The following is a 12,641-nucleotide window of genomic DNA, read 5'->3' on the forward strand; positions in this document are numbered from 1 at the left end:
AGTTAGTTGCGGGAGGCGCCGATGGATGGTTCCACGACGGTCCGACGGAGGGACGCGGCGGCTTCGACCGCCCGCCTGCTGGCCGCGGCCACCGAGGAGTTCGCCGCGCACGGGTACGAAGGGGCGCGCGTGGACCGGATCAGCGCATCCTCGGGCCTCAACCGCGCCCTGCTCTTCCAACGCTTCGGCGACAAGGACGGCCTGTACCGCGCCGTGCTCGCCCAGGTGGCCCAGGATGCGGCGGCGACCCGGTCCGCTATCGTCGCAGACCGTACGGTGCCGGTCGACCGCGCACAGTTCGTGGGCATGGTCCGTGACCTCGTGCGGGAGACCGCACGCTTCCTGGTCGCTCATCCCGACGCTGCGCGCATCCTCGCCTGGGAACGCGCGGCAGGGTGGGCCGCCTTCCGCGCGGCGCGGCCGGAGTCGGACGACCCGGCCGCCGAGCAGATCATGGAGTGGTTCCGCCAGGGAGCCGAGCGCGGGTGGCTCAGAGAAGGGCCGTCTCCGGATCGCCAGCTCGCCCTCGTCCTGGAGCTCGTCACGGCCGTGCTCACCGAGAGCCCGGAGTTCGTCGAGGGCGCCGTAACGGCGGCCCTGGTGCGCGAGGAGGAGACACGATGAACCGTCTGCACCTGCCCGCGGACCTCTCGCCGGTCGAGCGCTCGGCGCTGCTGCCCATCCTCGGACGCGCCCGCGACGCTTCGAGCGAGACGCCCATCCTCGCCGATGCGTGGTCCCAGGTCGTGGTCGACACGGTGGCCGTCGACTGGGAGGGTCTCGGCCTGCCCCGGAAGGAGGCGTCGAACGTGGCTGCCCGCGGCCGGCTCATCGACGATGGATGCCGTGCGTTCCTGGCCGCCAACCCCGACGGCGTGGTGCTCGATCTCGGGTCCGGGCTCGACGATCGTGGGCAGCGCGTGCAACCGCCCGCCGGCTCTAGCTGGTTCGATCTCGACCTTCCCGGGATCCTGGCCTTTCGCCGCAGACTGCCGGAGCGTCCGCCTGTGCTCGCCGGCTACAGCGAACTCGAGGTGGATGCGACATCGCCCGATTGGATCGCCGCGGTTCCGGCCGATCGACCGCTGGCGATCCTGGCGGACGGCTTCTTCCCGTTCCTCTCCCCTGACGACTCCCGTGAGGTGGTCCACCGGTTGGTGGACCGCGCGCCCGCCGGAGTGCTGCTCATGAACGGCTACACGACGCTCGCGCGCTCACTCATGCCCCGTGTCAAGGCCATCCGCGACCTCGGCATCGACACGGCCGGCGGCACGGCGTTCGACGACCCTCATGAACCCGAGAGCTGGCATCCGCGACTGAAACTGGCGGAGCGGACGATGCTCAGCCGTTCGCCCTACGTCGACAGGATGCCCCGACGCGTCCAGACGGCGATCCGGGTCATGAACGCGTTCCCGCGGCTCGCCGAGCGCAGCGATCTGGGAGTCCTGCGGTTCACTTTCTGAATCACCGTCCGGTGGGTGCCGCATTCATCGACCGGCGGACTCAATCCGAGAAGATTCTCCTGTTGGATTCGCACAACGGATGCGGCCTACCATCGCGGTGACCACGCTTCAGCGGTGCGAAAGGAACGACAGTGCAGTTCAGATACCTGGGAAACTCCGGCTTCAAGATCTCCGAGATCACCTACGGGAACTGGTTGACCCACGGCTCGCAGGTCGAGAACGACACAGCCGCCGCCTGCGTGCGGGCCGCCCTCGACTCCGGGATCTCGACCTTCGACACGGCCGACGTCTACGCCAACACGATGGCCGAGACGGTCCTCGGCGAGGCGCTCAAGGGGGAGCGCCGTCAGTCGCTGGAGATCTTCACGAAGGTCTTCGGTCCGACCGGTCCCAAGGGCCACAACGACGTCGGCCTCTCGCGCAAGCACATCCTCGAGTCGATCGACGGGTCTCTGCAGCGCCTCCAGACGGACTACGTCGACCTGTATCAGGCGCACCGCTACGACTTCGAGACGCCCCTCGAGGAGACGATGCAGGCGTTCGCGGACGTCGTCCGCGCCGGTAAGGCCCTCTACATCGGTGTCAGCGAGTGGACGGCCGACCAGTTGCGGGCCGGACACGCGCTGGCGAAGGAGTTGAACATCCAGCTGATCTCGAATCAGCCGGAGTACTCGGCCCTGTGGCGCGTCATCGAGGCTGAGGTCGTGCCGACGTCGAAGGAGCTCGGCATCTCGCAGGTCGTCTGGTCGCCCGTCGCGCAGGGCGTGCTGAGCGGCAAGTACCGCCCCGGTGCGCCGCTGCCCGAGGGCAGCCGAGCCACCGACGAGAAGGGCGGCGCCGGGGCGGTCAAGCGCTGGCTCACGGACGACGTGCTGACCCGGGTGCAGGAGCTCACGCCGATCGCGCAGGAGCTCGACCTCACGCCGGCGCAGCTCGCGGTCGCCTGGGTGCTGCAGAACGACAACGTGGCCACGGCGATCATCGGCGCCTCCCGCCCGGAGCAGGTCGTCGAGAACGTCAAGGCCTCCGGCGTGACCATCCCGGCGGAGCTGCTCGGCCGCATCGACGAGGTGCTCGGCGGTGCGGTCGAGCGCGACCCGTCGCACACGGCCACGCGGTCGCCGAAGACCCGGGAGGCCTGAGCCCGGGGAGGCGGCCGAGTACCTCGCGCGGCCGCCTCCTCATCGCGGTCGGATCACCACGCCGCCCAACGTCCGCTGGATGAGTCTCAACGTCTGGATCGTGTCGGCATCCGTGAGCCCTGTCGTCGTCGCCCAGTCGACGCCCGACCCGACGACATCGCTTGCGAAGACGACCTCCGTGGCCAACAGCGCGCGGGTCCAGTCCAGGCGAGTGAGCGGGATCCGACCCGCTATCGCCTCGGCGAGCCGACGCCCTTCGCGGCGCAGAGACTCGGCACTCTCGAATCCGAGGGCCACGGCCATCGGCTCGCCGCTTCGGGCAGGACCGCCCCACTCCCCGAGCCCACGTACCAGCAGGGTGCGCTCCCGATCCGACAACTCCACATCGATCAATTCGTCCACCACGACCGAATCATGACACCGGCCGGCGGTCGGCGCAGACTTTCGCGGGCGGATTCGGCCGGGTCAAGGGCTTACCCCACCCGGGAACCGCGCTGCTAGATGGGGGAGCTGTTCAGAGGAAGGCCCAGCGCATGCTCCTGATATTCGGTTCCAGCGTGCACGAGACGATCATCAACGTGGTCCGGTTCGTGTGCGGCTACTGCGGCGTCGACGCGCGCCAGAATGTCGTCAAGCGCTCGAACCGCTTCACGCTGTTCTTCCTCCCGCTCTTCCCGATGTCGACCCGCTACCTCAACCGGTGCACCAACTGCGGGGGCGAAACCGCTCTCACGGCGGAGCAGGCGCGGCATTCGCTGACGTGGAGCGCACGCGCTAGCGATACGCGACGCTGAGGTTCAGCTCCGTGTCCCGAAACAGCGTGGTGTCGCCGCGACGCAGCTGCGGGTTGAGGTAGAACAGCTGATCGAGCTTGAGCCCGAAGCGATCGGCGACCGCCTGGGAGTTGTCGTTGCCCCAGACGACGTATCTGGCGGGTTGCCCCTCGTACGACGTCACGGTTCCACGCGCATATGGCCGGGGGCCCGAGTCGGTGACGGTGAGGCCGGGGTAGAAGCCGGGAATGGTCCAGGTGATCGGCGCGGCTGCCTCGACCGTGCCGTCGGTCACCAGCTCCACGCTGTGGAAGTACGACAGGTCGCCGCGGTCTGTCCGTCCGCTCGAGTCGAACGGCAGCACCTGGTCGCCGCTGGTCGACTCGATCACGCCGACGGGGTCGTCGCGCGCCGGTACGGTCGGCGCTCCGGCGGTCGCCCCGAACCGGTCGACGCTGAGCGCGACGGTCACGCCTGGCGCGGCCGTCGTGCTGAATCCGCTGAGCACGACCTGAAACCGCAGATCGGGTGCGACGCTGACCGTCACGTCACCCGTGGCATGCCCCTCGACATCGCCGAACCTGCCCGTGCCCATCACTGTTCCTGCGGGAGGGAGGTACTGGTACTCGTCCGCGAGCGACGTGTCAGCGGTCCGGGTCGGAGTCGGAGTCGGATGCGCGTTCCCGGCGGGATGCGCAGAGTGCGCGGGCCGATCGTGCGCGGGCGCTGCCGTGCATCCCGTCGCCAGACCGCCGACCGCGGCGAGCGCGGCCCCGGCCACCAGGATCTTTCGACGCATCCCCCGCACCACAGTGACACGCTGCCGGATGCGCCCGCCGAACGCAATGGCCGATGCCCGCATCCCGCGGCTCGTTGAAAGCATTCGCAGATGATTTCGGTTCTTGCCAGCCGCCCGCCCGGCGAGTTGAATGTGCGCGTCGAACCGTGTCGCGGGGAGCGTTCTCGCCTTCCCGACAGGCGACGCGGCGCACCCCTGGGGAGGGTCGATGACGAGAACGGACGAAGCAGCGCGGCGGGAGGTCGCTCCCGTAGCGAAGCTGTCCATGTTGACGATGACCGGGATGGTCGTCGGTTCGATGGTCGGAGCGGGCGTGTTCTCGCTCCCGCGCCGGTTCGCCCAGGAGACCGGGGTCGCCGGCTCGTTGATCGCCTGGTCGATCGCGGGCGTCGGGATGCTGATGCTCGCGTTCGTCTTCCAGATGCTCGCCAACCGGAAACCCGAGCTCGACGCCGGCGTGTACGCGTACGCGAAAGCCGGATTCGGCCAGTTCCTGGGCTTCTTCTCCGCGATCGGCTACTGGGCGAGCGCCGGGATGGGACTCGTCTTCTACTGGGTCTTCATCATGTCGACCATCGGCGCGGTCGCCCCGGCGCTGGGTGACGGCGATACCCTCCTCGCGATCGGGATCTCGTCGCTCGGGCTGTGGGGGTTCTTCTTCCTCATCCGCCGCGGCATCAAGGAAGCGGCGGTCATCAACCGCATCGTGACCGTGGCGAAGCTCGTTCCGATCGTCGTCTTCGTCCTGCTCTGCCTGTTCGTGCTCAAACCGCAGGTGTTCGCCGAGAACTGGGCAGGGGCCGACTACGCCGGGTCGCTGTTCGACCAGGTGACCGGCACCATGCTGGTGACCGTCTTCGTCTTCCTCGGCGTGGAGGGGGCGAGCGTCTACTCCCGTCACGCGAAGCGGCGCGCCGATGTCGGCAAGGCGACGATCCTCGGGTTCCTCAGCGTGTTCGCCACCTTCGCGTCGGTGACCCTGGTGTCGTACGGCGTGCTGCCGATGGGCGAGATCGCGCAGCTGCGGCAGCCGTCGATGGCCGGCGTGCTGGCCGCCGCCGTGGGGCCGTGGGGTGCCTGGTTCGTGAGCATCGGACTGGTCGTGTCGGTATTGGGCGCCTATCTGGCCTGGTCGCTCATGGCGGCCGAGGTGCTGTTCGTCGCCGCCAAGGACAACGACATGCCGCGCTTCCTCTCGCGCTCGAACTCGGCCGACGTGCCCGTGCCCGCCCTGCTGATGACGGCGATCTTCGTGCAGGTGATCCTGGTGATCACCTACTTCTCGCACGACGCCTTCAACCTGGCGCTCGATCTCACCAGCGCGCTGACGCTCATCCCGTTCTTCCTGGTCGCCTGCTACGCGATGAAGCTGGTGATCACGAGAGAGACGTACGGCGACACCCCGCGCGGCTGGGGGCGCGAGACGACCATCGCCGTCCTCGCGACCCTCTACACGGCGTACCTCCTCTTCGCAGCGGGCGTGACCTTCGTGCTGCTCTCGTTCATCATCTACGCGCCGGCGACGGTGCTGTTCGTCATGGCGCGCCGCGAGCAGGGTCGGCGCGTCTTCAGCGGTCGGGAGCTGATCATCCTGGCCGTCGCGGTCATCGGCGCGGTCACCGGCATCGTCGCCCTCGCCGCCGGCTGGATCAGCATCTGAGGTCTCATCCAAGGAGGAACGATGACGGATTCATCCCCAGCGCCCACGTACGGCGTCCATTCCGAGGTCGGCCGGCTGCGGAAGGTGCTCGTCTGCTCGCCCGGGCTCGCCCACCACCGGTTGACGCCGAGCAACGCCGACGACCTCCTCTTCGACGACGTGATGTGGGTGGACAACGCCATCCGGGATCAGGCCGCATTCGTCGCCGACCTGCGCTCGAACGACGTCGAGGTGGTGGAGCTCCACGACCTCCTCGCCGAGACGGTCAGCGACCCCGACGCGAAGGCGTGGCTGCTCGACCGCAAGATCGTCGCCGGCGAGGTCGGCGTCGGCCTCATCGAGGGGACGCGCGCCTATCTCGACTCGCTCGCTCCCTCCGAACTCGCCCGCTACCTGATCGGCGGACTGGCCACCTCCGACCTTCCCGACGACTACCGCACCGACTACGTCGCCCTCGCCCGGGAGTCCACCGGCGTCCGCGAGTACCTGATGCCTCCCCTGCCGAACACGCTGTACACGCGCGACACCACCTGCTGGATCTACGGCGGGGTGACGCTCAACCCCCTGTACTGGCCGGCCCGTCACGACGAGACGCTGCTCATGAAGGCGGTCTACGGCTTCCACCCGGACTTCCGCGACGCCACCGTCTGGTGGGGCGACCCGGAGACGGACTGGGGGCAGGCGACCCTCGAAGGCGGCGACGTCATGCCGGTCGGCAACGGCGTCGTCCTGATCGGGATGAGCGAGCGCACATCGCGGCACGCGATCACGCAGGCGGCCGCAGCACTCTTCGCGCAGGGCGCCGCGACGCAGGTCATCGTCGCCGGGATGCCGAAGCTGCGCGCGGCCATGCATCTGGACACCGTGTTCACCTTCGCGGATCGCGACATCGTCACCCTCTACCCGAAGATCATGGATGCCGTTCACACGTTCACCCTCGTCCCGGAAGACGCCGCTCCCGGCCTCCGGGTGATCGACCACGGCGACCGCGCCTTCGTGGACGTCGTCGCGGAGGCGCTCGGCCTTCCCCGGCTGCACGTCATCGAGACCGCAGGCGACAACTACGAATCGGAACGCCAGCAGTGGGACAGCGGCAACAACGCTGTCGCTCTGCGCCCGGGCGTGGTGTACACGTACGACCGGAACACCGCCACCAACGCGCTGCTGCGTGACGCGGGTGTCGAGGTCATCCCGATCGTCGGAGCGGAGCTCGGCCGGGGACGCGGCGGCGGTCACTGCATGACGTGCCCGATCATCCGCGACCCTGTGGAGTTCTGACCTGTCGCTAACGGACCACGCGGTACTGCAGGTGCGTCGCCGCCGGGGTGAGCTGCGCCCCGACGCGCTCCAGCGGGATCGCCGCGTCGAGCGCTCCGAAGAGCGGCGTTCCGGCACCCAGCAGCACCGGCATCACGTGGAGGTGCAGCTCGTCGACGAGGCCCAGGGGCAGCGCCTGCTGCATCACGGTGGCGCCGAAGAGGTGCACGTCCTGATCGCCCGCGACCTGCCGGGCCTGCCGGATGGCGTCGGGAACGCCGTCGGAGACGAACGTGAACACCGCGGGATACGGCCGGTCCGGCGGGTGGTGTGTGAGCACGAAGACCGGCACGTCGCCCATCGGGCCGGCGTCGCCCCATCCCCCGTCTCCCTCGTTCTTCTCGAACGACGTCCGCCCCATGATGATGGCGCCGACACTCCCGACGACGCTCTGGAGCACAGCGCGATCCTCGTCCGAGGCGGTCGGCCGCAACCAGGCGTGCAGGCCGTCCGCTCCGTCACCGAAGGGCTTATCGCGGCTGTCGTTCGGGCCGGTCACGTAGCCGTCGAGAGAGACGGACATGTCGCAGATCGTGCGCCCCATGGCGGCCTCCTCGCCGAGAGTCGATGCAACAGAAGCACTCGGCGCTGCGGGCGTCAAGAAGCACGCGTGAAGTCCAGACCTTCATCACGGAGGGGGACAAATGACCCCCGTTTTGGTGTCCGCGCTATGGAGGACATCGGAGTAGTTTTGGGCTACCGGTGAACCCGAATCACCGGCCGCGAACGCTTCAGGCTCCCAACCCGACATCCCGGTGGCCCACGCGAGCGCCTTCATAACGCGTCCCGAAACCTAAGTGACCCGACATCACGCCGGCCCGTTCGAGACGCCGTAACGGAAAGTACCCGAACTTCCATGTTGCGCAACATCAGCTCCACTGTTCCCACCCGCCTTCTCACGCGCCTGACCACGCTCACCAGCGGGCAGTGGATCGCCATCACCTCGCGCCCGGTCCCGAACCGCGCGGACAGCGTGACGGTCGACTCATCCCTCGACGAGACGATCTCGGCGATCCTCACTGCGCTGCCTGTGAGCGACGCCACCGACACTCCGCTCGTCGGCTGGCTCGGCGACCCGGCCAACGAGGCCGGCCTCGACGCCTTCTTCACCGTGCAGGGCCTCGCCCGCGACATCGAGCGCCGCCCGCTCGAGATGGGTCGCCTGCAGAGTCTGCCGACCGACCCGTGGCAGAACGTCGCCGCCGTCGTCACGGTCCCGGCAGCGACGGAGTTCGTCTTCTTCGTCTGCGTCGGCCACGGCGAGCAGACCCCGGTGACCCTCTTCGGAGCACGTCAGCACCTGGCCGCCTGACCCGGTCACGACGGAGCGCTTGACTTCAAGCGCTTGAGGTCTGTTCTGATGGGGACATGACCACGTTGACCATCCAGGACGTCTCCCGGCAGAGCGGGCTGAGCGAGCCGACCCTTCGGTACTACGAAGAGGTCGGCCTGCTCGGCCCCATCGCGCGCGACGAGCGCAGCGGGCACCGGCGGTACGCCGAGGGCGACCTCGACGCCGCCCAGGTGCTCGCCTGCCTGCGCGCCATGGGCGTCGGGATCGAGGACATGCGCACGTACCAGGCGAACCGCCGGCGCGGGCGCGATGCGGCGGGCGAGCAGCGAGACATCCTGCTGCGTCACGCCGAACGCGTCGAGGAGCAGATCGCGACCCTCCGCGTGCACCTCGACTACCTGAGGGTGAAGGCCGCCCTGTGGGATGCGCGGGAGCAGGCGGACTCCGCCGCCGAGGCTCAGGCGTACGCCGAGCTCGAAACCATCCTTCCCCGACTCGAGGAGACCTTCCGATGACATCCCCCGCTCCGACCATCCTCGTCACCGGCGGCACCGGCTACCTCGCCACGCGCCTGCTGGCCGACCTGCTGGCGTCCGGCGCCGCGGTCCGCACCACCGTCCGCTCGCTCGACCGCGCGGACGAGGTCCGCGACGCCGTCCGCCGCGCGGGCGTCGACGACGCCGGTCTGTCGTTCGTCGCCGCATCCCTCACCGAGGACGACGGCTGGGCCGACGCCCTCGCCGGCATCGAGGAGGTGCACCACACCGCGTCGCCGATGATCCAGACGGCCGTGCCGGAGGAGGTCGTCGTCCCCGCCCGCGACGGAGCCCTCCGGGTGCTGCGGGCCGCTCGCGACGCCGGTGCGCGCCGCGTCGTGCTCACGTCCTCCTTCGCTGCGGTCGGCTACTCGCCGAAGCCCGTGCGCGACTACGACGAGAGCGACTGGACCGACCCCGCAACCCCCGGCCTTCCCGCCTATCCGCTGTCGAAGGCGGTCGCCGAGCGCGCCGCGTGGGACTTCATCGAGCAGGAGGGCGGCGACCTCGAGCTGGTCGCCGTCAATCCGACGTGGATCGCCGGCCCGACGCTGACATCCTCTGCGCGGTCGTCCCTCGCCGTCTTCACGGGGATGCTGGACGGCACGATGACGGCGGTCCCGCGGCAGCGCTTCGGCATGGCGGATGTGCGGGACGTCTCGGCGGCCCACCTCGCCGCCATGTCCACCCCGAGCGCCGCCGGCAACCGCTACCTGGTCCTCGCCGACGGTCCGACCATGACGTTCCTGGAAGTCGCGAACGTGCTGCGGGAGCAGCTCGGCGACCTCGCCGCCCAGGCGCCCACCGAGGAGCTGCCCGGCGACGAGCCCGCTCCTCTCGTCATCCACAACGAGCGCGCGAAGCGGGAACTGGACCTCCGGCCGCGTCCCGCCGTCGAGACGATCGTGGAGACGGCCGAGAGCCTGCGCGATCTCGGGCTGCTGGCCGACCAGCCGGTACGGTAGGCGGGCTCAGACCGCTTGCCGGGACGGCGCCTGCGTCGTCGTGTCATCCCGCGCCGGACGAACCGGGGCAGTGGATGCGCGCACCTGCAGGGCGGGCGGGAGCACCACCGGGTCAGGGGTGCTCTCGCCGTCGTCCAGCACCTCCAGCATCAGCGCGAGGGCTGCCTGCCCGACCGCCGCGAAGTCCTGCCGCACCGTCGTCAGCGCCGGGCGCACGTAGGGCGCCTCCTGGATGTCGTCGAACCCGACGACACTGAAGTCCTCCGGGATGCGGTACCCGCGCTCCGCCAGCGCGCTGATGAAGCCGATGGCCATCTGATCGTTCGCGATGAAGGCAGCGGTGAACGGCTCGCCGACAGGGAACGTCCTGCCGAACTGGTACCCGCTGGCCGCCGTCCAGTCGCCGAGGCCGTGCGGGCGAGCCACCAGCCCGTGGTCGGCCAGCTCGGCCCGCCACCCGTCGATCCGCGCCTGTGCGTCGGGCGAATGGGTCGGACCGGCCAGGTGGGCGATGTCCCGGTGACCGGCGTCGATGAGGTGGCGTACGGCCTGCCGCGCGCCGGCGGCCTGGTCGATCGCCACAGAGAAGGCGTGGCCTGGAGCAGCTGCGTCGATGGCGACGACCGGGATGCCGACCTCGGTCTCGTAGATCGCGTCGAGCACGTACCGGTTGTCGCAGATGAGCACGACGCCCTCCACGTTCTGGCGCACCAGGGTCTCCACCGCCTGGCGGACGGCCCCGCCCTCCCCGGTCGCCATCTCGATCGTCAGGACGCCGTACTGCGCGGCCCGCGCCGCCTCGTTGAACGCGACGACGGTCTGCGACGGCCCGTATTCACCGGCCGACGCCTGCACCAGCCCGACCATCCGCGACCGCTTGGTGACGAGGGCGCGCGCGGCGGGCGACGGCGTGTAGTGCAGCTGGCGGATGGCGTCTTGCACGCGTTTGCGCGTGGCCGGGCGCACGTTCGGCAGGTCGTTGAGCACGCGCGACACCGTCTGATGCGACACGCCGGCGAGCCGGGCGACATCGAAGATGTTCGCCTTCCGCGCGTTATCCGGTTGCTTCGCCACTTGTCCGTCCGTCAGCCTGCTACTCATTATGGCTGGCAGGCGGAACAGCGCCCGCCATGCCGTCGGGGGACGCGGCGTATGCGATGAGCGCCAGGACGTTGTCGATCGTCAGCCCGTCGTTCGCGATGTCGGCGACGAGCTCGCGATCCCGCAGCACGACGATGCGACGGCCCAGCCGGAGCACCTCCTCCAGTTCGGCCGAGATGTACATGACCCCCATGCCGTTCGCGGCCAGTTCGAGGACAAGGCGCTGCAGATCGACTTTCGCGCCGATGTCGACGCCGCGGGTCGGCTCGTCCAGGATGAGCAGCTTCGGCGCCATCGCGAGCCACCGTGCCAGCAGCACCTTCTGCTGGTTGCCGCCGGAGAGGGTCCCGGCGAGCGCCTCGGGATCCGCCGGTCGGATGTGGAGGGACTCGATGTAGCTGCGCGCCAGCTCGGTCTGGCGGCTCTTCGACAGCGGCCGGAACCATCCACGGTCCGACTGCAGCGACAGCACGATGTTCTCGCGGATCGTCAGTTCGGGCAGGATGCCGTCCGCCGCCCGGTTCTCGGGCGAGTAGATGACGCCCGCCCGGATCGCGTTCCGTGGCGACGCGAAGCGCCGTCGCCGGTTCTCCACGACCAGCGAGCCGCCGTCGGGCTGATCCGCTCCCGCGAGGAGCCGCGCGAGCTCGGTCCGGCCGGAGCCGAGCAGCCCGGCGACCCCGATCACCTCGCCCTCGTGCACCTCCAGGTCGAACGGCTCGATCGCGTTCGAACGGCGGAGCTGCCGCGCCTCCAGAAGGGGCGGTGCCTCCTCGCCGTCGATGTCGCCCAGGGGCCGGCGATGCGGACCCGTCAGCTCGTCGATGTCGCGTCCGACGATCTTCTGCACGAGCTCGATGCGCAGCAGCTGATCCGGCTGGTACTCCCCGACGAGCCGTCCGTCGCGCAGCACCGTGAGGCGGTCGCTGATCTCGTAGACCTGCTCGAGGAAGTGCGACACGAACAGGACGGCGACCCCCTGCTCCTTCATCGCCCTGATCACCCGGAACAGGTCGGTGACCTCGTCGTTGTCGAGGCTGGACGTCGGCTCGTCCAGCACCACGATCCGGGCGTCGGCGGCGACGGTGCGCGCGATCGCGACGAGCTGCTGCACGGCGAACGAGTGCGCGCTGAGCGGCGTGCGCGGGTCGATGTCGACGTTGAGCGCCTCCAGGGCCTCCGCCGCGAGGAGGTGCGTGCGCTTCCAGTCGATCGAGCCGCCCCGGCGGGCCTCCCGCCCGAGCATGATGTTCTCCCCGACGCTGAGCGTGGGGATGAGGTTGACCTCCTGGTAGACCGCGCTGATCCCGGCGCGCTGCGCCTCCACCGGGCTGGCGAACCGCACAGCCTCGCCGAACAGCCGCAGCTCGCCGGAGTCGAACCGGATGGCGCCCGTCATCGCCTTGATCAGCGTCGACTTGCCGGCACCGTTCTCACCGAGGAGCGAGTGCACCTCGCCCGGGAACATGCGGAACGTGACCCGGTCGAGCGCGTTGACGCCAGGGAACGCGACGGAGATGTCCTCCATCTCGAGCACCGGGCTCTGCTGCGTCATCGCACCTCACACGTCGGACCGTCCGCCGACTGCACT

At 69.5% G+C, this 12,641-nt stretch carries 14 protein-coding genes; 9 read left to right on the forward strand and 5 right to left on the reverse strand.

Annotated elements, in window-relative coordinates; all coding sequences use genetic code 11:
- Positions 1-21: 21 nt before the first annotated feature.
- From J2Y42_RS03080 to J2Y42_RS03090, 3 genes are all read left to right on the forward strand, one after another.
- On the forward strand, positions 22-624 hold the full coding sequence (locus J2Y42_RS03080) for a helix-turn-helix domain-containing protein (protein ID WP_309854940.1): 603 nt from the start codon (positions 22-24) through the stop codon (positions 622-624).
- Positions 621-1,463 (forward strand): class I SAM-dependent methyltransferase, encoded by an 843-nt coding sequence (locus tag J2Y42_RS03085; protein WP_309854942.1) that lies wholly within the window; start codon positions 621-623, stop codon positions 1,461-1,463. Before J2Y42_RS03080 ends, J2Y42_RS03085 begins: the two co-directional genes overlap by 4 nt.
- Positions 1,464-1,594: 131 nt before the next feature.
- Positions 1,595-2,605, forward strand: coding sequence for an aldo/keto reductase family protein (locus J2Y42_RS03090; protein WP_309854944.1), 1,011 nt, complete (start codon positions 1,595-1,597; stop codon positions 2,603-2,605).
- A 39-nt stretch (positions 2,606-2,644) separates the two neighbouring features.
- On the opposite strand, the gene J2Y42_RS03095 is transcribed toward J2Y42_RS03090, so the two are convergent.
- Positions 2,645-3,010 (reverse strand): hypothetical protein, encoded by a 366-nt coding sequence (locus tag J2Y42_RS03095; protein WP_309854946.1) that lies wholly within the window; start codon positions 3,008-3,010, stop codon positions 2,645-2,647.
- A 128-nt stretch (positions 3,011-3,138) separates the two neighbouring features.
- On the opposite strand from J2Y42_RS03095, the gene J2Y42_RS03100 reads away from it, so the two are divergent.
- Positions 3,139-3,399 carry a zinc-ribbon domain-containing protein gene (locus J2Y42_RS03100; protein WP_309854948.1) on the forward strand — a complete coding sequence of 87 codons (261 nt, stop codon included), beginning with the start codon at positions 3,139-3,141 and terminating at the stop codon, positions 3,397-3,399.
- Here the strand turns inward: J2Y42_RS03100 and J2Y42_RS03105 are convergent.
- Positions 3,380-4,177 carry a hypothetical protein gene (locus J2Y42_RS03105; protein ID WP_309854950.1) on the reverse strand — a complete coding sequence of 266 codons (798 nt, stop codon included), beginning with the start codon at positions 4,175-4,177 and terminating at the stop codon, positions 3,380-3,382. The genes J2Y42_RS03100 and J2Y42_RS03105 overlap by 20 nt on opposite strands.
- Positions 4,178-4,385: 208 nt before the next feature.
- Here J2Y42_RS03105 and J2Y42_RS03110 point away from each other — a divergent pair, with 208 nt between their 5' ends.
- Together J2Y42_RS03110 and J2Y42_RS03115 are read left to right on the forward strand one after the other, a co-directional pair.
- On the forward strand, positions 4,386-5,837 hold the full coding sequence (locus J2Y42_RS03110; protein ID WP_309854953.1) for a basic amino acid/polyamine antiporter: 1,452 nt from the start codon (positions 4,386-4,388) through the stop codon (positions 5,835-5,837).
- A 21-nt stretch (positions 5,838-5,858) separates the two neighbouring features.
- Positions 5,859-7,115 (forward strand): arginine deiminase, encoded by a 1,257-nt coding sequence (locus tag J2Y42_RS03115; RefSeq protein ID WP_309854956.1) that lies wholly within the window; start codon positions 5,859-5,861, stop codon positions 7,113-7,115.
- 7 nt (positions 7,116-7,122) lie between these two features.
- On the opposite strand, the gene J2Y42_RS03120 is transcribed toward J2Y42_RS03115, so the two are convergent.
- Complete coding sequence (locus tag J2Y42_RS03120) at positions 7,123-7,698, reverse strand: dihydrofolate reductase family protein (RefSeq protein WP_309854958.1); 576 nt, start codon at positions 7,696-7,698, stop codon at positions 7,123-7,125.
- A gap of 312 nt (positions 7,699-8,010) precedes the next feature.
- Between J2Y42_RS03120 and J2Y42_RS03125 the strand changes: the two genes are divergently transcribed.
- Genes J2Y42_RS03125 through J2Y42_RS03135 form a run of 3 tightly spaced genes read left to right on the forward strand, consistent with a single transcriptional unit; the run spans position 8,011 to position 9,949 of the window.
- A complete protein-coding gene (locus J2Y42_RS03125) occupies positions 8,011-8,466 on the forward strand; it encodes a hypothetical protein (protein WP_309854960.1) in 456 nt (151 codons plus the stop codon).
- Between the two features lie 56 nt (positions 8,467-8,522).
- On the forward strand, positions 8,523-8,963 hold the full coding sequence (locus tag J2Y42_RS03130; protein WP_309854962.1) for a MerR family transcriptional regulator: 441 nt from the start codon (positions 8,523-8,525) through the stop codon (positions 8,961-8,963).
- On the forward strand, positions 8,960-9,949 hold the full coding sequence (locus J2Y42_RS03135) for an NAD-dependent epimerase/dehydratase family protein (protein WP_309854964.1): 990 nt from the start codon (positions 8,960-8,962) through the stop codon (positions 9,947-9,949). Before J2Y42_RS03130 ends, J2Y42_RS03135 begins: the two co-directional genes overlap by 4 nt.
- A 6-nt stretch (positions 9,950-9,955) precedes the next feature.
- Here J2Y42_RS03135 and J2Y42_RS03140 read toward each other — a convergent pair whose 3' ends face one another.
- Both J2Y42_RS03140 and J2Y42_RS03145 read right to left on the reverse strand, forming a co-directional pair.
- Positions 9,956-11,023 (reverse strand): LacI family DNA-binding transcriptional regulator, encoded by a 1,068-nt coding sequence (locus tag J2Y42_RS03140; RefSeq protein ID WP_309854966.1) that lies wholly within the window; start codon positions 11,021-11,023, stop codon positions 9,956-9,958.
- A 19-nt stretch (positions 11,024-11,042) separates the two neighbouring features.
- Complete coding sequence (locus tag J2Y42_RS03145) at positions 11,043-12,605, reverse strand: sugar ABC transporter ATP-binding protein (protein ID WP_309854968.1); 1,563 nt, start codon at positions 12,603-12,605, stop codon at positions 11,043-11,045.
- Positions 12,606-12,641 lie beyond the last annotated feature (36 nt).

Origin of the sequence: Leifsonia sp. 1010, from assembly GCF_031455295.1 — a bacterium.
Classification (GTDB): Bacteria; Actinomycetota; Actinomycetes; order Actinomycetales; family Microbacteriaceae; genus Leifsonia.